At 68.0% G+C, this 20,376-nt stretch carries 19 protein-coding genes; 14 read left to right on the forward strand and 5 right to left on the reverse strand.

The annotated features are described in order from the left end of the window. Positions 1-70: 70 nt before the first annotated feature. The 8 genes from glgC to EC845_RS14500 all read left to right on the forward strand — a co-directional run bounded on the left by glgC (position 71) and on the right by EC845_RS14500 (position 10,485). Positions 71-1,366: a glucose-1-phosphate adenylyltransferase gene (glgC, locus tag EC845_RS14465; RefSeq protein WP_123298797.1), complete on the forward strand. Its 1,296-nt coding sequence runs from the start codon at positions 71-73 to the stop codon at positions 1,364-1,366. 62 nt (positions 1,367-1,428) lie between these two features. Beyond that, on the forward strand, positions 1,429-3,198 hold the full coding sequence (gene glgA, locus EC845_RS14470) for a glycogen synthase GlgA (protein ID WP_123298798.1): 1,770 nt from the start codon (positions 1,429-1,431) through the stop codon (positions 3,196-3,198). A 74-nt stretch (positions 3,199-3,272) separates the two neighbouring features. Beyond that, positions 3,273-5,738, forward strand: coding sequence for a glycogen/starch/alpha-glucan phosphorylase (locus EC845_RS14475; RefSeq protein ID WP_370451325.1), 2,466 nt, complete (start codon positions 3,273-3,275; stop codon positions 5,736-5,738). 115 nt (positions 5,739-5,853) lie between these two features. After that, positions 5,854-6,576: an energy-coupling factor ABC transporter ATP-binding protein gene (locus EC845_RS14480; protein ID WP_123298800.1), complete on the forward strand. Its 723-nt coding sequence runs from the start codon at positions 5,854-5,856 to the stop codon at positions 6,574-6,576. Between the two features lie 45 nt (positions 6,577-6,621). After that, complete coding sequence (locus EC845_RS14485; protein WP_123298801.1) at positions 6,622-7,215, forward strand: CbiQ family ECF transporter T component; 594 nt, start codon at positions 6,622-6,624, stop codon at positions 7,213-7,215. A gap of 59 nt (positions 7,216-7,274) precedes the next feature. Further along, the gene (locus EC845_RS14490) at positions 7,275-7,853 is read left to right on the forward strand and encodes a biotin transporter BioY (protein WP_123298802.1); all 579 of its coding nucleotides are present in this window, start codon (positions 7,275-7,277) and stop codon (positions 7,851-7,853) included. After that, complete coding sequence (locus EC845_RS14495; RefSeq protein WP_123298803.1) at positions 7,850-9,310, forward strand: AMP-binding protein; 1,461 nt, start codon at positions 7,850-7,852, stop codon at positions 9,308-9,310. The genes EC845_RS14490 and EC845_RS14495 overlap by 4 nt, the downstream gene beginning before the upstream one ends. Then, positions 9,307-10,485 (forward strand): thiolase family protein, encoded by a 1,179-nt coding sequence (locus tag EC845_RS14500; protein ID WP_123298804.1) that lies wholly within the window; start codon positions 9,307-9,309, stop codon positions 10,483-10,485. The genes EC845_RS14495 and EC845_RS14500 overlap by 4 nt, the downstream gene beginning before the upstream one ends. Here EC845_RS14500 and EC845_RS14505 read toward each other — a convergent pair. The 3 genes from EC845_RS14505 to EC845_RS14515 form a co-directional block, all read right to left on the reverse strand. Next, complete coding sequence (locus EC845_RS14505) at positions 10,469-11,155, reverse strand: nitroreductase (protein WP_233598073.1); 687 nt, start codon at positions 11,153-11,155, stop codon at positions 10,469-10,471. The two genes, EC845_RS14500 and EC845_RS14505, sit on opposite strands and share 17 nt — an antisense overlap. Continuing rightward, positions 11,143-12,549 (reverse strand): NADP-dependent phosphogluconate dehydrogenase, encoded by a 1,407-nt coding sequence (gndA, locus tag EC845_RS14510; RefSeq protein WP_123298805.1) that lies wholly within the window; start codon positions 12,547-12,549, stop codon positions 11,143-11,145. Before gndA ends, EC845_RS14505 begins: the two co-directional genes overlap by 13 nt. Positions 12,550-12,769: 220 nt before the next feature. Beyond that, positions 12,770-13,669 (reverse strand): LysR substrate-binding domain-containing protein, encoded by a 900-nt coding sequence (locus EC845_RS14515; protein WP_123298806.1) that lies wholly within the window; start codon positions 13,667-13,669, stop codon positions 12,770-12,772. A gap of 227 nt (positions 13,670-13,896) precedes the next feature. Here EC845_RS14515 and EC845_RS14520 point away from each other — a divergent pair, with 227 nt between their 5' ends. The 5 genes from EC845_RS14520 (at position 13,897) to EC845_RS14540 (ending at position 18,207) form a co-directional block, all read left to right on the forward strand. Beyond that, entirely contained in the window at positions 13,897-14,661 is a 765-nt protein-coding gene (locus EC845_RS14520) for an ABC transporter permease (RefSeq protein ID WP_123298807.1), read from the forward strand. After that, the gene (locus EC845_RS14525; RefSeq protein WP_123298808.1) at positions 14,658-15,686 is read left to right on the forward strand and encodes an ABC transporter ATP-binding protein; all 1,029 of its coding nucleotides are present in this window, start codon (positions 14,658-14,660) and stop codon (positions 15,684-15,686) included. The genes EC845_RS14520 and EC845_RS14525 overlap by 4 nt, the downstream gene beginning before the upstream one ends. Before the next feature lie 73 nt (positions 15,687-15,759). Further along, on the forward strand, positions 15,760-16,836 hold the full coding sequence (locus tag EC845_RS14530) for an extracellular solute-binding protein (RefSeq protein ID WP_123298809.1): 1,077 nt from the start codon (positions 15,760-15,762) through the stop codon (positions 16,834-16,836). Further along, positions 16,833-17,666 (forward strand): ABC transporter permease subunit, encoded by an 834-nt coding sequence (locus tag EC845_RS14535; RefSeq protein WP_233598074.1) that lies wholly within the window; start codon positions 16,833-16,835, stop codon positions 17,664-17,666. The genes EC845_RS14530 and EC845_RS14535 overlap by 4 nt, the downstream gene beginning before the upstream one ends. A 1-nt stretch (position 17,667) precedes the next feature. Next, complete coding sequence (locus tag EC845_RS14540; protein ID WP_370451321.1) at positions 17,668-18,207, forward strand: TIGR00725 family protein; 540 nt, start codon at positions 17,668-17,670, stop codon at positions 18,205-18,207. Here the strand turns inward: EC845_RS14540 and EC845_RS14545 are convergent. After that, a complete protein-coding gene (locus EC845_RS14545) occupies positions 18,195-18,998 on the reverse strand; it encodes an exodeoxyribonuclease III (protein WP_123298810.1) in 804 nt (267 codons plus the stop codon). The two genes, EC845_RS14540 and EC845_RS14545, sit on opposite strands and share 13 nt — an antisense overlap. A 10-nt stretch (positions 18,999-19,008) precedes the next feature. Between EC845_RS14545 and pyrE the strand changes: the two genes are divergently transcribed. Beyond that, positions 19,009-19,695, forward strand: a complete 687-nt coding sequence (gene pyrE / locus EC845_RS14550; protein ID WP_123298811.1) for an orotate phosphoribosyltransferase — start codon at positions 19,009-19,011, stop codon at positions 19,693-19,695. 13 nt (positions 19,696-19,708) lie between these two features. Here the strand turns inward: pyrE and EC845_RS14555 are convergent, their stop codons facing one another. Beyond that, positions 19,709-20,086 (reverse strand): 5-carboxymethyl-2-hydroxymuconate Delta-isomerase, encoded by a 378-nt coding sequence (locus EC845_RS14555; RefSeq protein WP_123298812.1) that lies wholly within the window; start codon positions 20,084-20,086, stop codon positions 19,709-19,711. Between the last annotated feature and the right edge of the window lie 290 nt (positions 20,087-20,376).

Genomic DNA, 20,376 nt, shown 5'->3' on the forward strand with positions numbered 1-20,376 from the left:
GGCCGCCCGCCGTACCGTGTTTGTTTGATTGATTCCATGTTTTGACGCCCCTTTCCCCGCAGGAGACACCATGTTCGACATCCAGGACGAAAAATTCGCCGAGTACGCGGCCAGCAGCCAGACCCGCCAGCTCACGCGCCGCACGCTGGCGCTGGTGCTCGCCGGCGGCCGCGGCTCCCGGCTCAAGCAGCTCACCGATCGCCGTGCCAAACCCGCCGTCTACTTCGGCGGCCAGTTCCGCATCGTCGATTTCGCGCTCTCCAACTGCCTGAACTCGGGCATCCGCCGCATGGGCGTGGTGACCCAGTACAAGTCGCACTCGCTGCTGCGCCACCTGCAGCGCGGCTGGAGTTTCCTGCGCAACGAGCTCAACGAGTTCGTCGATCTGCTGCCCGCCCAGCAGCGTGTGGACGAGGAGCACTGGTACCGCGGCACGGCCGATGCGGTCTACCAGAACCTCGACATCATCCGCAACTCCAACCCGCCCGAATACATCGTGGTGCTGGCGGGCGATCACGTCTACAAGATGGACTATTCCATCATGCTCATCGACCATGTGAAAAGCGGTCTGGGCTGCACCGTCGGCTGCGTGGAAGTCCCGCGCATGGAGGCCACGGCCTTTGGCGTCATGGCCGTCGACAACGAGCGGCGGGTCACCGAATTCGTCGAAAAACCCGCCGATCCGCCCGCCATGCCCGGCCGGCCCGATACCGCCCTGGCCAGCATGGGCATCTACATCTTCAACGCCGAATACCTCTACCAACTGCTCGAAGACGACATCCACGACACGACTTCCAGCCACGACTTCGGCCGCGACATCGTGCCGCGCGCGGTGCGCGAGCAACAGGCGCTGGCCCATCCTTTCCCGATGTCGTGCGTTCGCAGCACGCCCGAGGCCGAACCCTACTGGCGCGACGTCGGCACCATCGATTCGTTCTGGGCCGCCAACCTCGACCTCGCCTCCATCACCCCCGCGCTCGACATCTACGACCGCGACTGGCCGATCTGGACCTACCAGGAGCAACTGCCGCCCGCCAAGTTCACGCAGGATCGCAACGGCCAGCATGGCTCCACCCTCAACACCATGGTCGGCGGCGGCTGCATCGTCTCGGGCTCGCACGTCTCGAACTCGGTGCTGTTCTCGAATGTGCGCATCCATTCCTTCTGCCAGATCGACCAGGCGGTCATCCTGCCCTACGTCACGGTGGGGCGGCATTGCCGGCTCAGCCGCGTGATCCTCGACCGCCGCTGCGAGCTGCCCGAAGGCCTGGTGATCGGCGAGGACCCGGTGCTCGACGCCCAACGGTTCGAGCGCACCGAGAGCGGCGTCGTACTGGTGACACGAAGCATGCTCAAGAATCTCTGACCGACCGTCCGCCGATCCAGACCCTGCGGGCGTGATGTCCGCCGTCCATTCCTTCATCGACCATGCCCGCTTCATCCCGACCGACGCCCGCTCGCAAGACCCCGGCCCGCAAGGCCGCCCCTGCTGCCACCCCTGCCGCCGCTTCTGCCGAATCGACCGCAGGCGTCGACGACCCGGTGGCGGCCACCGAGGCCGCGACCCCGGGGGCAGCGGCGCCCGCTACCGCCGCCACGCCGCGCCCCGTGCCTGCCGGAAAACGGGCTGCCGCCGTCTCGGTATCCGTGTCGCCGGCCCCGGCCCTGACGCCGTCCCCCGCGCCGGCCGCCGAATCCAGCCCGTCGCTGCCGGCCCTTCGGGTGCTGCATGTCTGTGCCGAATTGTTCCCGCTGCTCAAGACCGGCGGGCTGGCCGATGTGACGGGCGCGCTGCCGGCGGCGCTCAACCGGCATGGCTGCGAGGCCCGGGTGCTGCTGCCCGGTTTTCCCGCCGTGATGGCCGGCCTGCAGAATCTGGACGAGGTGGCCCGGGTGCGGGTGCCCTGGGCCACGATCTGGGGCGAGCCGGCCGAGGCCCGGCTGCTCTACGGCGTGCGCGAGGATGCCCACAGCCGGCTCGGCATCTATGTCATCGAAGCGCCTTTCCTGTACGAGCGCCCCGGCAATCCCTATGCCGATCTGCGCCTGCAGCCGTACGGCGACAACCACCGCCGGTTTGCCCTGCTGGGCTGGGTCGGTGCGCAACTGGCCCAGGGCCTCGATCCGCTGTGGCAGGCCCAGTGCGTCCACAGCCACGATTGGCATGCCGGCCTGACCTCGGCCTACCTGGCGGCGGCACGCCAGCAGCGCGGCCGGCGCCTGGCCTCGAGCGTCTACACCGTGCACAACCTGGCCTACCAGGGCCTGTTCGCGCCCCATCACCTGAGCGAGACCGCGCTGCCCGCCGGCTTCTTCGGCGTCGAAGGCATCGAGTTCCACGGCCAGATCTCGTTCATGAAGGCCGGCCTCTATTACAGCGACCGCATCACCACCGTCAGTCCCACCTACGCGCGCGAGATCCAGACGCCCGAGCAGGGCCATGGGCTCGACGGCCTGCTGCGCAACCGCGCCCGCGATGTGCGGGGCATCCTCAACGGCGTCGACGATGCCGTGTGGAATCCCGCCTCCGATCCGCTCATCGCCACGGCCTATGCGGGCGCGGAGGCCGGCGCGGCCAAGGCGGCCAACAAGGCGGCTCTGCAGGCCCTGTTCGGCGTGGCCCAGCGTCCGGATGCGCCGCTGCTCACCGTCGTCAGCCGCCTGACCGAGCAGAAGGGGCTCAGTCTGGTGCTGGCCGGCCTGCCCGAACTGATCGCGCGCGGCGGGCAGCTCGTGGTGCTGGGCTCGGGCGATCCGGCGCTCGAAGCCGCCTTCCGTGCCGCAGCAGCCGCCCACCCCGAATCGGTGGGCGTGCGCATCGGCTACGACGAGCAGCTGTCGCACCAGGTCTTTGCCGGAGGCGACGTCATCGTGGTGCCCTCGCGGTTCGAGCCCTGCGGCCTGACGCAGCTCTACGGCCTCAAGTACGGCTGCCTGCCGCTGGTGCGCCGGGTGGGCGGACTGGCCGACACGGTGGTCGACAGCACCCTGGAAGACCTCGACGAGGGCCTGGCCACCGGCTTCGTCTTCGATGCCTTCGACTCGGCCAGCTTCAGCCGCGCTTTGCGCAGGGTGTTTGCCCTGTATGCCCGGCCCGCCGAATGGCAGGCGGTGCGCCGCCGTGCCATGGCACAGGATTTCGGCTGGGATGCGGCCGCGCTCGATTACGTGGGCCTGTACCGCGAGATCGCGGCATGAAGCTTGCTGCGCCATCCCCAGCATGGCTGGCGCCCCGGTTTGTTTTGATCTGAGATTCTGGAGGACTCATGGACCTGACCCGCTTCGAGAACGAATACGACCACTTGAGCAGCGACATCGGCGCGCTCAAGCGTGCCATCTCCAACAAGCTCATGTATGTCGTCGGCAAGGATCCGATCTCGGCCTCGCCCGACGACTGGCTGCATGCCGCCGCCTATGCCGTGCGCGACCAGCTGGTCGGGCGCTGGATGAAAACCACGCGTGCCCAGTACGACCAGGACGTCAAGCGCGTGTACTACCTGTCGATGGAGTTTCTCATCGGCCGCACCTTCACCAATGCGCTGCTGGCGCTCGACCTCATGCCCACGCTCAGGCAGGCGCTGTCCGAGCTCGATGTCGACCTCGACGTGCTGACCGAGCGCGAACCCGATGCCGCGCTGGGCAACGGCGGCCTGGGGCGTCTGGCCGCCTGTTTCCTGGATTCCATGGCCACGCTCAACGTGCCGGGTTTCGGCTACGGCATCCGCTACGACTACGGCATGTTCCGCCAGGCCATCGTCGACGGGCGGCAGGTCGAGGCCCCCGATTACTGGCTCGCGCGCGGCAACCCCTGGGAGTTCCCGCGGCCCGAGGCCAAGTACCGGGTGCGTTTCGGCGGCCACATCGAGGAGCGCGACGGCAAGGTGCAATGGACGGGCACCAACGACGTGCTGGCCCAGGCCTACGACACCATCATCCCCGGCTACGGCACCCAGGCCACCAACACCCTGCGGCTGTGGCGCGCGCTGGCTGCCGACGAAATGGACCTGTCGGCCTTCAACAGCGGCGACTACATGCGTGCGGTCGAAGGCAAGAACCTCTCGGAAAACGTCTCGCGGGTGCTGTACCCCGACGATTCCACCCTGTCCGGACGCGAGCTGCGCCTGCGCCAGGAATACTTCTTCTGCTCGGCCAGCCTGCAGGATCTGATCCACCGCTACCTGCGCAACCACAGCAACTTCGACCAGTTCGCCGACAAGGTCGGCATCCACCTCAACGACACCCATCCGGTGCTGGCGATCCCCGAGCTCATGCGGCTGCTCATCGACGAGCACGGACTCGAGTGGGACCAGGCCTGGACGCTGACCCAGCGCATCTTCTCGTACACCAATCACACCCTCATGCAGGAGGCGCTCGAGACCTGGCCGGTCGAGCTGGTGGGCCGCGTGCTGCCGCGCCACCTGCGCATCATCTTCGACATCAATGCGCGCTTCCTGACCTGGGTGACCGAGAAGAACGGCTACGACCCCGAACTCATGCGCCGGGTCTCGCTGGTCGACGAATCCGGCGAGCGCCGCGTGCGCATGGCCTATATCGCGGTGGTCGCCAGCCACTCCGTCAACGGCGTCTCGGCGCTGCACTCCGAGCTGATGACGCAGTCGATCTTTGCCGATTTCGCACGCCTGTTTCCGGAACGCTTCAACAACAAGACCAACGGCATCACGCCCCGCCGCTGGCTGAGCCAGGCCAACCCCAGCCTGTCGGCCCTGCTCGACAGCCGCATCGGACCCGAATGGCGCCGCGAGCTGGACCGGCTCTCGGCGCTCAAGGAGCTGGCCGACGACGAAGGCTTCACGGCCGCGTTCGCCCAATCCAAGCGGGTGAACAAACAGCGCCTGGCCGATTGGGTGCAGGCCCACATGGGCATTGCGCTCGATCCGGCCGCCCTGTTCGACGTACAGGTCAAGCGCATCCACGAATACAAACGCCAGTTGCTCAACGTGCTGCATGTGATCACCCGCTACCAGCAGATGCTGGCGCAGCCCGAAGGCCCGGACGGCCAGGGCTGGGTGCCGCGCGTCGTGGTCTTTGCCGGCAAGGCCGCTTCGGCCTATCACATGGCCAAGCTGGTGATCCGGCTCATCAACGACGTCGCCGCGGTGGTCAATGCCGACCAGCGCCTGGGCGGCAAGCTCAAGGTGGTCTTCATCCCCAACTACAGCGTCAGCCTGGCCGAGATCATCATGCCGGCGGCCGATCTCTCGGAACAGATCTCGACGGCGGGCACCGAGGCATCGGGTACCGGCAACATGAAGTTCGCGCTCAACGGCGCGCTCACCATCGGCACGCTCGACGGCGCCAATGTCGAGATCCTGCAGAACGTGGGCGAGGACAACATCTTCATCTTCGGCAACACTACGGCGCAGGTCGACGCCATCCGCCTCAAGGGCTACCAGCCCCGCACCTTTTACGAAGCCGATCCGAGGCTGCATGCCGCGCTCGACGCCATTCGCGACGGCCTGTTCTCGCCCGACGAGACCGGCCGCTACCATCAGATCTACGACAACCTCGTCGAGTGGGGCGATCATTACCTGCTGCTGGCCGACTATGCCGATTACGTGCGTGCGCAGTCGGAGGTCGACCGCCTGTACCGCGACCCGAAGGCCTGGGTCCGCAAGACCGTGCTCAACGTGGCGGGCATGGGGCCGTTTTCGTCCGATCGCACCATCGGCGAATATGCCCGCGACATCTGGCACAGCACGCCGGTGCAGGTGGCGTAGGGGCCGGCAAGGCCAGGCCGGCGCGGGGGTGTTCCGACAGGGGGAATTCCGACCCCCGCGCTAGAATCCGGCGCTTGGCACGCCCTTGGCGTCTGCTGCATCCCGTCCCGACGTCATGGCCCCTATCCCTTCCTCCGACCCCGCCCGCATCCAGATCGACGCGGTCACGCTGCAGCGTGGCGGCACGCGTGTGTTCGACGGCCTGAGCCTGGTGCTCGAGGAAGCGCGCATCGGCCTGATCGGTGACAACGGCGCGGGCAAGAGCAGTCTTTTTCGCATGTTGTGCGGCCTCGACCTGCCGCAGTCCGGCCGGGCCGAGGTCTGCGGGCTCGACATCCGGACGCAGCGGGCCCGATTGCCCGGCGTGCTGGGCCTGATGTTCCAGAATCCCGACGACCAGATCATCTTCCCCACCGTGGCCGAGGAACTGGCCTTCAGCCTGCAGGCCCGCGACGTGCCCCGCCGCGAGGCCCGCCGGCGTGCCGCGGATTTCCTGGCCGAGCGTGGCCTGGCCCATTGGGCCGATCGCGCCGTCGAAGGGCTCAGCCAGGGGCAGCGCCAGCATGTCTGCCTGCTGGCGCTGCTCATGTCGGCGCCGCGCGTGCTGCTGCTCGACGAGCCGTACGCCAGCCTCGACCTGCCCGGTCAGGCCCGGCTGGCCGCCGACGTGCATGCCGGCGCGCAGCAGGTGCTGGTCTCGACCCACGTGCTGGCCCATGTCCGCCACTTCGAGCGCGTGATCTGGCTGGATGCCGGGCGTGTTCGCGCCGATGGCGAGGGCGAGGCCGTCTGCGCCGCCTACGAAGCCGATGTCGCCGCGCGCACCGGCGTCCGCTGACCCTCGCCGCCGTTCCAGCCGCCCACCAAGCCGACAACGCCCACCATGCGCAGCCTCTACAGCGACCGTTCCACCTGGCTGCATGCCGTTCCCGCCGCCGTCAAGCTGGCCGCGCTGGCCGGGCTGGGCACGGCGCTGTGGCTGTCCGACCGCCCGATCTGGCTGATCGGCGCCACCTTGGCCATCGGCTGCGCTTTCCTCTCGCTCGGACCTTCGACCCGGCCGGCCTGGCGCCTGGTGGGGGCGGTGATGGTGGCTGCCGGTCTCGTGGCGGCTTTCCACGCCTGGATGGGCCAGGCCTGGCTGGGCATCGCCAGTGCGCTGCGGCTGCTCAGTGCTTCGTTGCTGGGTGCCATGCTGACGCTGACCACCCGGTTCGATGCCCTGCTGGCCGTGTTCGAGGCCTTGCTGTGGCCCTTGCGCCGGCTGGGGATACGGACGCAGGGCCTGTCGCTGGGTCTCGGGCTGATGCTGCGTTTCACCGAACATTTCTTCGTGCAGTGGCGCCGCCTGGACGATGCCCACCGTGCCCGCACCGGCAAGGCCGGTGGCTGGCGCCTGCTGGCACCCCTTACCATCCGCATGCTGGCCACGGCCAGCCGTGTGGCCGATGCCTTGGCCGCGCGGCTGGGCCGCTAGCCTCACCCCGCCGCGCCCGCCTGTCGGTGCGCCGGCTCTCTCCTGGAGATCTTCTGTCCATGTCAGATTCCAATTCGTCGCGTTCCCTGGTCCTGGTGGCCTTGTTCGCTGCCCTGCTGGCCGTGTTCGGCCTGATTCCCAAGATCGACCTGCCGTTTGGCGTGCCCATCACCATCCAGACGCTCGGGGTGATGCTGGCCGGTTGCCTGCTCGGGCCGTGGCGTGCTTTCCTGGCCATGGCTTTGTTCCTGCTGGCCGTGGCCTTCGGCTTGCCGCTGCTGTCGGGCGGGCGGGGCGGCCTGGCCGTGTTCGCAGCGCCCTCGGCAGGTTTCCTGCTGGGCTGGCCGCTGGGTGCCGCCGTCAGTGGCGCCGTCATGGCCCTGCTGCCCGGCCGTACGCCGCTGTCCCTGGCGATCAAGGCCTTTGCCGCCTCGGTCGTCGGTGGCATCGGGGTGGTCTATGCCAGCGGCATCGTCGGCCTGATGACCCTGGCCCATCTCAGTGCCGGGCAGGCCACCGTGGCCTCGCTGGCCTTTGTCCCGGGCGACCTCGTCAAGTGCATCGTCAGCGCCCTGGTCGTGCACACCGTGGCACGCGGCCTGCCCGACTGGTCGTTCGGCGGCCGGCGCCGCGCATGAGCGGCCAGCCGCCCGTTCCCGATTTCCGCACGCTCGACGAGTCGCTGGCCCATTGGGCGCACCACCGTCCCGATGCCCTGGCGCTGGCCGACGAGACCCGCACGTGGTGTTATGCCGAGCTGTACGCCATCGTGCAGGCCCGGGCGCAGGAACTCGAACGCCGGCGGGCTCCGGCTGTGGCCTGGGCACTCGACGAAGGCGGCACGGCCGAGCGCCTGATCGAGTTCCTGGCCATCGTCGCCAGCGGCCGGACGGCTGCGCTGGGCGACCCCGATTGGCCCGATGCCGTGCGCGAACAGGTGCGCCGGCGCATCGTGCAACAGCCGGCCACGATGCCGGCGCCGGGTCCGCTCACGCCCTTCTACATCGGCTTCACGTCCGGCAGCACCGGGCTGCCCAAGGGCTTCTGCCGGCATCACCGCTCGTGGATCGAAAGCCTGCGCGTGTGCGTGGACACCTTTGGCCCCGCCGCGGCCATGCGGGTGCTCGCCCCTGGCCGCACTTCCCATTCGCTGTTCCTGTTCGGCATGGTGCAGGGTCTCTGGAGCGGGGCGGGCGTGCGGGTGCAGCAGCGGTTTTCCGCCGCACGATCGCTGCAGACGCTGGCCCGGGACCAGGCCGCCTGCCTGGTGGCCGTCCCCAGCCAGTTGCTGCTCATGCTGGCGCTGGCAGCCCGCCGTGCCATGCCCCCCATCGAAGCCACGCGCCTGATCCTCATCAGCGGCGCGCGCTGGATGCGTGAACGCACGCCCGAGCTGCGCCGCCTGTTCCCCCGGGCCCGCATCGTCGAGTTCTACGGCGCCTCCGAGACCAGCTTCATGGCCTGGGCCGAAGCGGACGAAAACCTGCCGGCGAATACCGTGGGCCGACCCTTCTCCAATGTCGAGATCGACATCCGCGGCGCCGCCGCCCCGGGCGAGCCGGGGCTGATCTTTGTCCGCAGTCCCATGGTCTTCATCGACTATGTCGGCCTCGGGGCCGCCGGCCAAGGGCAGGGCGAGGGCCACGACATCACGGCGGCCATCCGAGATGGCGACTGGCTGTCCGTGCGCGACATGGGGCACCTGGACGGCGACGGCCTGCTGCATCTGGCCGGCCGCCAGCAGCGCATGCTGGTCACCCAGGGCAAGAACCTGTTTCCCGAAGAGGTGGAAAGCGTGCTGTCCGCCCATCCGCGGGTCGATGCCGTGTCCGTGCTCGGTGTACCGGACCCCCTGCGCGGCACCGCCGTGGTCGCCGTCGTCCAGCCGGCCTCGGGTGTCCGTTTCGACGCGCAAGAACTGGCGGCCTGGTGCCGCGATCGCCTCGAACCCTACAAGATTCCACGCCGCTTCTGGCTCTGCCTGTCGTGGCCCCAGACGCCCAGCGGCAAGACCGACCACGCCCGTCTCGCCCTCGCCGTGCGGACGGCGGCGCCTGCCGTGGCCGGACCGCTGTTGCCCCTGCTCGAGGCATGAACGGCACGTCGCCTCTCATCCTGGGCTGGGCACGCAGCGCCGTGGCCCCGCATGGCGGCGCTTATGCCCAGCTCCACCCGCACGACATCGCCGCTCCCGTGCTGCTTGGGCTGCTGCAGCGCACCGGCGTCGATGCGGCGCAGGTCGATGCCGTGGTCCTCGGCAATGCCCTGGGGGCGGGCGGCAACCCCGCGCGCATGGTGGCGCTGGCCGCAGGCCTGCCCGATCGCTGCGCGGCGTTCAGCGTCGACACCCAGTGCTGCGCCGGGCTCGACGCCGTCGCGATGGCGGCCGGCCTGCTGGCCACCGGGCAGGCCTCCGTCGTGGTGGCCGGTGGGGTCGAGGCCTGGAGCCGTGCGCCCATTCGCCAGCACCGCCCGCTGCGCCCGGGCGAGCCGGCCGTGGCCTATGAACGCCCGGCCTTCGCGCCCGATCCGGCCCGTGATCCCGACATGCTGCACGCCGCTGCGGGCCATGCCGCCAGCCAGCGCTGGACGCGTGCCGCGCAGCAGGACTGGGCTCTGCTGAGCCACCGGCGCGCGCTGGCCCATGCCGATCAATGGGTCGATGAGACCGTGCCGGTGGCGGGGCTGGCGTGCGACAGTCACCCCCGGGCGCTGTCCGCCGAGCGAGCGTTGCGTCTGCCGGCGGTGGTGACTGCGCGCAGCGACGACGGCTTGGATTGCTCCCTGACCGCACTGGCCGTATCGCCGCGCGCCGATGGCGCGGGCCTGGTGCTGCTCGCCAGCCCGCAGGGCTGCGAGCGTCTGGGCCTGACGCCTCGGGCCCGCTGGCTCGGCGGTCTGGCGCTGGGCGGGGCACCCGAAGTGCCGCTGGCGGCTGCCGCCCGGGCCAGCCAGGCGCTGCTGGCACGGCACGGCTTGCACGCCGGCCACCTGGCGGCCATCGAACTGCATGATGCGTTTGCCGTGCAGGCGCTGGATTTCGCCCATGTCCTGGGTCAGCCCGCCGAGCGTCTCAATCGGCGTGGCGGTGGGCTGGCACGCGGGCATCCGATCGGCGCGTCGGCCGCCATCGCCCTGGTGCGTCTGCTGGCGGATCTGGCCCGCGACGAAGCCCCGGGTGCCCTGGGCCTGGCCAGCGCGGCCGGAGCCGGCGGCATCGGTACGGCGGCCCTGGTCGAACGCCTGGCCGGGATCAGCCCAGCACCGTGAAAAAATCCGCCAGCGGGCTGCGTTCGGTGCGCGTGCGGTTGACCGGGGCATCGGCCTGCGCATAACCCAGCGCCAGGCCGCAGACCACCGCCTGGCTGTCCGGCAGGGCCAGAGTCCGCCGGATGAGTTCGGGATAGGAGGCCAGCGCCCCGATGGCGCAGGTCGCCAGTCCTTGGGCCTGCGCGGCCAGCATCAGGCCATAGATCGCCATGCCCAGGTCCATGTAGCAGCCACTGCCCATGCTGCGGTCGATGGTGATCACCATCGCCACCGGGGCATCGAAGAAACGGAAATTCCGGGCGAACTGGCGGTCGCGTCCCGCGCGGTCCTCGCGTGCGACCGCCAGCGCGCTGTACAGCGCCTGTGCGGCTGCGACCTGGCGGCGGCGCAGCGACAGGGGCAGCGGACGGGGAAAGTAGGGGTAGTCCTCGCTTTCCTGCGCCCCGGCTGCCCAGGCGGTCTCGAGCGCCGTGGTCAGCCGCTGCCGCATCTCGCCTTGCACGGCATAGAAGTGGCCCGGCTGCAGATTGGCGCCGCTGGGCGCACGCCGGGCCTGCACCAGCAGGTTCTGCAGCAGGGGCAGCGGCACTTCGCGTGGCGCATAGGCGCGCGTCGAGTGGCGCGCGTCCATCCAGTCCGGCAGGCCTTCGTGGGCCCTCAGGCCAGCCATTCGGTGTGGAAGGTGCCGGGCTTGTCCACACGCTGGTACGTATGGGCGCCGAAATAGTCGCGTTGCGCCTGAATCAGATTGGCCGGCAGCACGGCGCTGCGGTAGCTGTCGTAGTAGGCGATGGCAGCCGACAGCGTCGGCACCGCGATGCCGTGCTGCACGGCATAGGCCACCACGTCGCGCAGGGCCTGCTGGTAGTCGTCGGCGATCTTCGTGAAATACGGGGCCAGCAGCAGGTTGGGCAGGGCCGGATCGTCGGCATAGGCATCGGTGATCTTCTGCAGGAACTGCGCCCGGATGATGCAGCCGGCGCGGAAGATGCGTGCGATCTCGCCATACTGAAGCGCCCATTCGTTCTCTTCCGAGATGGCCTTGAGCTGGGCAAATCCCTGGGCGTACGAAACGATCTTGCCGAGGTACAGGGCACGCCGCACCTTTTCGGCAAAGGCCGCGGTGTCGCCTTCGAAGGCGCCGGTCTTCGGTCCGCTCAGCACCTTGGATGCCGCCACGCGCTCGTCCTTGATCGCCGACAGGAAACGGGCAAACACCGATTCGGTGATCAGCGACAGCGGCACGCCCAGGTCCAGTGCGCTCTGGCTGGTCCACTTGCCCGTGCCCTTCTGGGCCGCGGCGTCGCGGATGACGTCGACCAGATCGATGCCGTTCTCGTCCTTCTTGCGGAAGATGTCGGCCGTGATCTCGATGAGGTAGCTGCTGAGCTCGCCGGCGTTCCAGTCCGTGAAGGTCTCGGCCAGCGCCGCGTTGTCCAGGCCCAGGGCCTGCTTGAGCACCGCATAGGCCTCGGCGATCAGCTGCATGTCGCCGTATTCGATGCCGTTGTGCACCATCTTCACGTAGTGTCCGGCGCCGTCCGCTCCGATATAGGCGACGCAGGGCTCGCCGTCGGCGCGTGCCGCGATCTTCTCCAGGATGGGAGCCACCAGCTCGTACGCCTCGCGCTGTCCGCCGGGCATGATGGACGGGCCTTTGAGCGCGCCTTCTTCGCCGCCCGAGACACCGGTGCCGATGAAGTTGAAGCCCTGTTCGGACAGCTCGCGGTTGCGCCGGATCGTGTCCTTGTAATACGTGTTGCCGCCGTCGATCAGGATGTCGCCCTTGTCCAGGAAGGGCGTGAGCTCGGCAATGGTCTTGTCGGTGGCCTCGCCGGCCTTGACCATCAGCAGGATGCGGCGCGGTTTTTCGAGCGAATTCACGAACTCCTGTGCCGTGTAGGTCGCCACCAGCTGCTTGCCGGGGTTCTCGGCCACGACCTCGTCGGTCTTTTCGCGCGAGCGGTTGTAGATGGACACGGAATAGCCGCGGCTTTCGATGTTGAGCGCCAGATTGCGGCCCATGACGGCCATGCCGACCACGCCGATTTGCTGTTGGGACATTGTGGAAACCTGTGGTGAGATGTTCAGGGGGTTTTGAAGCGCAGCATACGCTGGCAGGCCCTCGGCCGCTGTCGGGCATGACCCCGACCCGCCGGGCGAGGAAGCCACTGCGCAAGCCTGCCATTCTAGGCAGTCTGCGGGCCGGTCGACGACGACTGGACTGCGCTATCCATGACGACGGCGCAGGGATCGTCAGGCAGGCGGGCCCGTTCGGGCCGGCTCAGCTGCCCGGAATACTGCGTTCGGCCGACAGGATCCAGCTTCTGAACGCCATGAAGGCCGGTTGCTCCAGCCGCTCTTCGCGATAACACAGGTAATGGCCCTGATCGATCTTGATCGTCTCGCCGCAGGGAATGCGCAGGGTGTCGCTGGCCAGTTCGTCTTCGACCAGCAAGCGGGGCACCAGGCCGACGCCCAGTCCGCTGCAGGCGGCCTGGATCAGCGACGAATATTGCGCAAAGCGTGGACCCGACAGCAGAGGCAGCTCGCCCGCGCCGTGCTGCGCGGCCCACAGCCGCCAGGCCTGTACGGCCTCCTCGTGATGCAGCAAGGTGTGTTTGACCAGTTGAGCCGGCCATTGCAGCGGGGTGGCCTCCAGCAGGCCGGGGGCGGCCACCAGCACGAATTCGTGGCCGGCGATGTATTCGGACACCATGCCGGGCCAGTTGCCCTCGCCGTAGCGCACCGCGGCATCCACACCCGGCGCGATGCTGTCGTAGGGGCCCAGGTGTTCGCGGAAGCTCAGGGTGATGTGGGGGTGCTGCCGGCGAAACGACATCAGCCGCGGCACCAGCCACTTGGTCAGAAAGGTGGGCACGCTGGCCAATGTCAGCATGCCCGAGCCCGCGCCGCCCGAACGCAGCTCGAACGTGGCGGTCTCGATCGTGCGCAGGCTGCCCGTGATTTTTTGCCAGTACTCGCGGCCGGCCCGCGTCGGAAGCAGGCCCCGCCCCTGCTTTTGCAACAGCGGCTGGCCGACGAACGCCTCCAGCCCCGCCAACTGCTTGCTGACCGCGCTGGCAGTCAGGCACAGGGCCTGAGCGGCTTGCGTCACACTCTGGTAACGAACCACGGCATCGAACGCCAGAAGTTCCTGGATGGTCGGGCAATCCCTCTTCATGGCCGCAGCGCTGCCTTTGTGACGACAGCATGAAAAACACTTTCCATTTTGGAAAGAACAGGGCGCTGGAATTCAACCATGGAAACCTCGAATATCTCTAATATCAAGCCCAGATACGAGCCAACACAAAAAACGGCGGTACATGAATCCCGGTAAATGGTATCGCAATCGGAAAACATCGAGATGAGACCTGTCACCTGTCCACCCCTGGCAAACGGAGCCCGGCCGTGATCCGCGGCGTCGCCGTGCTCTACGGCATCTACCTGCTGCTGCCCATTGCTCTCCTGCTTATCGGCAGCGTGGGGCAAAACTGGACCAATACCCTGCTGCCCACGGGCCTGACCGGGCAGTGGTATCTCGAACTGTGGAACGACAGCAGTTTCCGGCGCGCCTTCACCAACAGCCTGCTGGTGGCCGGCGGCGCCTGCGTCATCAACACGCTGCTGGCCGTGCCCCTGGCCTACGCCCTTTACCATGGCGCCCGCCGCAAGGGCAGTGCCGCCGCCCGCATCGTCAGTGCCATGCCCGTGGCCGTCCCCACCATCACGCTGGGCTTCGGCTACATGATCGTCTTCAATACCGACCTCATGCCGTGGCTGGGCACCCTGCCGCTGCTGGTCGCCGCCCACGCGGTGCAGACCCTGCCTTACCTGACCCAGGCCCTGCTGGCCGATCTGCGCCATCTGCGCCTCGATCGCCTCGAGCAGGCCGCCGCCACGCTGGGCGCCAGCCCGCGCCAGCAGTTCCTCGGCGTGGTGCTGCCCAACCTGGGCCAGAGCCTGGCCGCCGGGCTGGTCATGGTTGCCGCCATCTCGGTCGGCGAATTCAACATCACCAACCTGCTCGTCGGTTTCCAGGACCGCACCTATCCCGTGGTGCTCCTGCAGGCCTTCTACGGCGCCACCGGCTTCGCCTGCGCGGCCACCGTCATCCTGCTGCTGCTGGCCAGCGTCTCGGCCCTCGTGTCGTCCCTCGTTCTCAAAAAATCATGAGCCTCGTACTCGACCGTGTCAGCTACACCTATCCCGGCAGCCACCAGGGGCTCCACGATGTGAGCATCGACATCCAGCGCGGTGAGCTGGTCGCCGTCATCGGCCCCAGCGGCTCGGGCAAGTCCACCCTGCTCAAGCTGGTCTCCGGCCTGTCCGACGGCTACTCGGGCCGCATCGTGCTCGACGGCGAAGACCTGCAGGGGCGGCCCGTGCACAAGCGCAACGTCGGCATGGTGTTCCAGAGCTATGCCCTGTTCCCTCATCTCAGCGTGCTCGACAACGTCGCCTACGGGCTGCGCCTGCGCAAGCTGCCGGCCGCCCAATGCCGTGCCCGCGCCTTCGAGCTGCTGAGCATGGTCGACCTGATGGCGCATGCCGAGCGCGGCGTGGGGCAGCTCTCGGGCGGCCAGCAGCAGCGGGTGGCCCTGGCGCGCGCCCTGGCCATCGACCCCAAGGCCCTGCTGCTCGACGAGCCGCTGGCTGCGCTCGACGCCAGCATCCGCGGCCACCTGCGCGACCAGATCCGGCAGATCCAGCAGCGTTTCGGTGCGACCACCCTGCTCGTGACCCACGATCAGGAAGAAGCGCTGGCCATGGCCGATCGGGTCGCCATGCTCAAGGACGGCCGCCTGCTGCAGTTCGCCACGCCGCGTGAAATCTACGAACGTCCGGCCAGCCGTGCCGTGGCCGAGTTCGTGGGCCTGTCCACGATCTACCCCGCCCGTGTCGCCGGCCCCGGCCGGATCAACCTGGGCTTTGCCGAACTGCAGGCCGATACCGGCGGGCACGCGCTCGACAGCGCCGTGCATGTGCTGATCCGGCCCGAACATGTCCAGGCCGATCCGCCGCCGGGCACTCCCAACCGCCTGACCGGCACGCCCGGCCGCCAGCGCTACCTCGGGGCGCTGCTGCGCTACGACTTCGAGCTCGCACCGGGTGTCCGGCCCTTGCTGGTCGAAGGCCGCCAGGCCGCTGCGCAAGCCGTCGCCATCGATCCGGCGCATCTGCGCCTGCTCGACCACTGACCGGTCGAACACCGGACACGCACCCATCACGTCACAACCACCCTGTCTTCATCTTCCATCCAGAGGATTCACCATGCAACGCAGACAACTCATCCTGGCCGCCGGTGCCGTTTCCCTCTCTGCCCTGTCCGCCGGCAGCGCCCTGGCCTTCGAGGGCGCGGAACTGTATGCGGGCGAGAGCGCCCTGTACGAAGAGGCCCGCAAGGAAGGTCTCGTCGTCTCCTTCGACACCGGTCCCGAGTGGGCCAACTGGAAGTCGCTGTTCGCCAACTTCAAGAAACGTTATCCCGAAGTCGAACTGACCTACAACGACCTCGGATCGGCCGCCACGGTCGTTGCGCTCGACAAGACCCGCCGCCGCCCCCAGGCCGACACCGCCTATTACTTCGCGGCCTCGGCCGTCGATGCCGTCCAGAAGGACGTGGTGGCGCCCTTCAAGCCCGTGAACTTCGACAAGCTGCCCGACGTGTTCCGTGAGGCCGACGGCCGCTGGTTCACCATCCACACCCTCAACATCGCGTTCCTCGTCAACAAGAAGCTGGTCAAGAACGTGCCCACCAGCTGGGCCGACCTGCTCAAGCCCGAATACAAGAACACCGTCGTCTACCTCGACCCCCGCACCGCCGGCGTGGGGCAGGTGGTGGTCTTCGCCGCCGCCTACGGCAATGGCGGCAGCGTCGACAACATCAAGCCGGGTACCGACTACCTGGCTCGCCTGCATGCGGCCGGCAATGTCCAGCGCATCGAGGGCACCACGCCCTACGCCAAGTTCCTCAAGGGCGAAATCCCCATCTGGATCGGCTACGAGAACGACGGCCTCAAGGCCAAGCATGTCGACGGCATGGGCGACGCGGTCGAGGTCGTCATCCCGCGCGAAGCCAGCGTGGCCGCACCCTATGCCATCAGCCTGGTCAAGAACGGTCCCAACCCGAATGCCGGCAAGCTCTGGCTCAACTACATCATGAGCCCGGCCGGCCAGAGCCTGTTCGCCCAGGGTTATGTCCGCCCGGCCGTGCCCGGTACCGTGCTGCCGGCCGACGTGCAGGCCAAGATGCCCGCCGCCCCGCAGATCCAGCCGCTCGACGTGGTCAAGGCGTCGGCCCGCAAGGCCGAAGTCGACCGTCAGTGGGCCGAGGCCGCTCTCAAGTGAAGCCGGCTGCGCTCCAGCGTTTCGGCGCCTGGCCGGCCTGGGTGTTCCTGGCCCTGTTCTTTGCCGCGCCGCTGGCGGCCTTGCTGCCCGAGGCCCTGGGCGATGGCGGCGGGGCCATGGGCCGGGTCCTGGGCGACCGGTTGTTCTGGGGCGCCCTGCGCAACACCCTGGCGCTGGGACTGTGCGCGGGTCTGCTGGCCGGCCTTGTCGGCACGGTGCTGGCCGTGGAACTGGCGCGCCAGCCCGTCTCGCGCAGGCGCTGGCTCATGGCCTTGCTGGCCCTGCCGCTGGCCTTTTCGGGGCTGGTGATCGCCTATGGCTTCATCCTGGCCTTCGGCCGCGCCGGCTTCGTCACCCAGATCCTGGCTTTCCTGGGCGGCGATCCTGCCGTCGTGGGCAGCTGGATCTACAGCGTCGGCGGCCTGGGCGTGGCCTATGCCTACTACCTGGTCCCGCGGGTCGCGCTGACCCTCTACCCGGTCTTCGCCAACCTCGACACCCGTCCGCTGGACGCGGCACGCACCCTCGGGGCCTCCCGCTGGCGCGCCTTCGCCGACACCGTCCTGGCCGAAGTCTGGCCTTCCGTGCTCTCGAGTGCGTGCATGGTGGCCGCGCTGGCCATGGGGACCTACGGAACCGCGCTGGCCCTGGTCGGGACCCAGCTCAACATACTTCCGCTGCTGCTGCTCTCCAAGGTCAGCGACGGCGGCTCGGACTTCGCGGGCGCAGCCGCCATGTCCTTGCTTCTGATGATGGTCTGCGTTGTAGTCATGGGAATGGGAGATGTCCTTGCACGTCGTAGAGAACGTACTGCCGGTGCCGGTCACTGAATTGAGCCGACGGCTTCTGGCGCGCCAGCAGGGCCCGGCGCGCATTCGCCAGCCCGTGGCCGTCATCGGCCCGGGCGACGGCGACGAACAGGTCTGCACGGCCGCGCGTTTCATTGCCCGTCAGCTGGCGCTGAGCGGCCTGGCGGTCATCTGCGGCGGACGCGGCGGCGTCATGGCGGCCGCTTCGCAAGGGGCCGTCGAGGTCGGCGGCATCGCCATCGGTGTCCTGCCCGAAGACGATACCCGGGCCGCCAATCCCTGGCTGACCGTCGCCATACCCACCGGCATGGGCGAGATGCGCAATGCCGTGATCGCCCGCAGCGCCATCTGCCTGGTGGCGATCGGCGGCAACATGGGCACGCTCTCCGAAATGGCCATGGGCCTCAAGTGGGGCAAGCCGGTCTTCACCCTGCATGCCGACATGGCTTTGCCCGGTGCCACCGATTGCACCGAGCCGGAGCAACTGCTGGCCGTCTTGCTCGAGTGGCTGCTGACCTCGCCGACGCCACCCGGCCCGCCGGCCACGGTTCAGAGCGTGTAGTCGTAATCGACCAGCAGCGGTGCGTGGTCCGAAAAACGCGTGTCCTTCCAGATCGACGTCTGGCGCGCCAGGGCCGCCATACCCGGCGTGGCCAGCTGGTAGTCGATGCGCCAGCCCACATTCTTGGCCCAGGCCTGCCCCCGGTTGCTCCACCAGGTGTAGGCCTCGCCCGTGGTCTCGGGGTGCAGGCTGCGGTATACATCGACCAGGCTGGCCTCCTGCAGCAGGCGGGTCAGCCAGGCCCGCTCCTCGGGCAGGAAACCGCTGTTCTTGAGATTGCCCTTCCAGTTCTTGAGGTCGATCTCCTGGTGGGCGATGTTGATATCGCCGCACAGCACCAGTTCGCGGTCGGCCCGCAGCGTGTGCAGGTGCGGAAACATGCTTTCGAGGAAACGGTACTTGGCCGTCTGGCGTTCGTCGCCCGAACTCCCACTCGGGAAATAGCTGCTGATGATCGATAGCTTGCGGCTGGGCGTGTCGAAGCGCAGTTCGATGTAGCGCCCCTCGTCGTCGAACTCCGGGTTGCCATAACCCACGATCACGTCGCTGGGCTCATGCCGCGTGTAGATTCCCACCCCGCTGTAGCCCTTCTTGGCCGCGTAGTGAAAGTGGCCTTTCATGGCCCAGCCGGGGGCGGCCAGCTCTTCGAAGCGGTCGGCGATATCCGCCCCCTGCGCCTTCAGTTCCTGGACGCAAATACAATCGGGCCGCGTCTGTGCGACCCATTCGGCCAGGCCTTTGCTGGCGGCCGAGCGGATGCCGTTGAGGTTGAGGCTGATCAGTTTGAACAAGGAAATCCCCATGTCGGTTAATACAGAGCCAGCGGCAGCAGACCGCCTGGCACAAGACTTCGTGCAATTCGCCGTGGCAAGCGGCGTGCTGCGTTTCGGGGAATTCAAGACCAAGGCCGGTCGCCTGAGTCCCTACTTCTTCAACGCCGGCCTGTTCGACGACGGCGCCAAGATGGGCCGCCTGGCAGCGTTCTACGCCCAGGCCATCCTGAATTCGGGCATCGAGTTTGACATGATTTTCGGTCCCGCCTACAAGGGCATCCCGCTGGCCGCCACCGTCGCCGTCGAACTGGCGCGGGCCGGCCGCAACGTGCCCTTTGCCTACAACCGCAAGGAAGCCAAGGACCATGGCGAGGGCGGCACGCTGGTGGGCGCACCGGTGCAGGGCCGGGTGCTCATCGTCGACGACGTCATGTCCGCCGGGACGGCCGCACGCGAATCCATTGCCCTCATCAAGGGCGCCGGTGCCACGCCGCATGCGGTGGCCATCGCACTGGACCGCCAGGAGAAAGCCACCGAAAACGGCCGGGACGTGCCGCACAGCGCCGTCCAGTACGTGCGAGACCACCTGGGCATGCACGTCTGCACCATCGCGCGCCTGGAAGACCTGCTGGACTTCCTGCAAGGCAGCGCCGACCCCACCGTCAAGCAACACCACGAACGCGTGCAGGCCTACCGCCAGACCTACGGCGTGTGAGTCACGGGCGCGCTCAGTCCTGGGCCGCGCGGAACGCCTTGCTGTACGTCTCGCGCTCCATGTCGCGGATCTCCACGCTGAACTGCACCCGCAGCGCCGCCGGATAGGCCTGCTCCTGCAGCACCGACATCAGGCGGGCGCTGATGGCCTTCTTGGCATCGGGCGCGCGGCCCGCCAGCAGGGCCAGGGTGACATGCACAAAGCCGTGCGCGGCCTGGTCCACATCCGGCGTTCCGATCTGATAGACCTCGTGCCGGTTCGCTCGGCCCTTCAGATCCAGCGGGTCGGCCACCTGGCCCGATGCCGCAATGGCCGAGTTCAGCGCCCCAAGGATATGAGGCACGTCCAGAGTGCCCAGATTGCTGCTGTAGTCCATCGTCAGGTGCGGCATGTCGAGATCCGTTCAGAAAGATCGAAAAAAGAGAAGCTGCAAACTGTAGCCTGAGTCCGGCCGGTAGAGGTAGAGGTAGAGGTAGAGGTAGAGGTAGAGGTAGAGGTAGAGGTAGAGGTGTTGCCGCGCGCTCTTTTTATAGGGAAGTGGCGGTTGGGCAAAAAAATGCGGCCGAAGGGCACGATACCGAAATAACCATGCCATAATTCGCCTCCCTTCAACGCAAGGCTGCTCTTTTGGGAGTGGTTGGCGAGGTGGGGAGGTCTCGGATCCGTAGCAAGGTCGGGGCT

It is taken from the genome of Comamonas sp. BIGb0124, from assembly GCF_003752175.1.
Lineage (GTDB): Bacteria > Pseudomonadota > Gammaproteobacteria > Burkholderiales > Burkholderiaceae_C > Comamonas_F.

Coding starts and splice junctions, on each gene's coding strand:
- EC845_RS14495 (WP_123298803.1), top strand. CDS start 7,850: ATGAGCGGCCAGCCGCCCGTTCCCGATTTCCGCACGCTCGACGAGTCG.
- EC845_RS14525 (WP_123298808.1), top strand. CDS start 14,658: ATGAGCCTCGTACTCGACCGTGTCAGCTACACCTATCCCGGCAGCCAC.
- glgC (WP_123298797.1), top strand. CDS start 71: ATGTTCGACATCCAGGACGAAAAATTCGCCGAGTACGCGGCCAGCAGC.
- EC845_RS14490 (WP_123298802.1), top strand. CDS start 7,275: ATGTCAGATTCCAATTCGTCGCGTTCCCTGGTCCTGGTGGCCTTGTTC.
- EC845_RS14480 (WP_123298800.1), top strand. CDS start 5,854: ATGGCCCCTATCCCTTCCTCCGACCCCGCCCGCATCCAGATCGACGCG.
- EC845_RS14515 (WP_123298806.1), bottom strand. CDS start 13,669: ATGAAGAGGGATTGCCCGACCATCCAGGAACTTCTGGCGTTCGATGCC.
- EC845_RS14505 (WP_233598073.1), bottom strand. CDS start 11,155: ATGGCTGGCCTGAGGGCCCACGAAGGCCTGCCGGACTGGATGGACGCG.
- EC845_RS14530 (WP_123298809.1), top strand. CDS start 15,760: ATGCAACGCAGACAACTCATCCTGGCCGCCGGTGCCGTTTCCCTCTCT.
- EC845_RS14555 (WP_123298812.1), bottom strand. CDS start 20,086: ATGCCGCACCTGACGATGGACTACAGCAGCAATCTGGGCACTCTGGAC.
- pyrE (WP_123298811.1), top strand. CDS start 19,009: ATGTCGGTTAATACAGAGCCAGCGGCAGCAGACCGCCTGGCACAAGAC.
- glgA (WP_123298798.1), top strand. CDS start 1,429: ATGCCCGCTTCATCCCGACCGACGCCCGCTCGCAAGACCCCGGCCCGC.
- EC845_RS14485 (WP_123298801.1), top strand. CDS start 6,622: ATGCGCAGCCTCTACAGCGACCGTTCCACCTGGCTGCATGCCGTTCCC.
- gndA (WP_123298805.1), bottom strand. CDS start 12,549: ATGTCCCAACAGCAAATCGGCGTGGTCGGCATGGCCGTCATGGGCCGC.
- EC845_RS14500 (WP_123298804.1), top strand. CDS start 9,307: ATGAACGGCACGTCGCCTCTCATCCTGGGCTGGGCACGCAGCGCCGTG.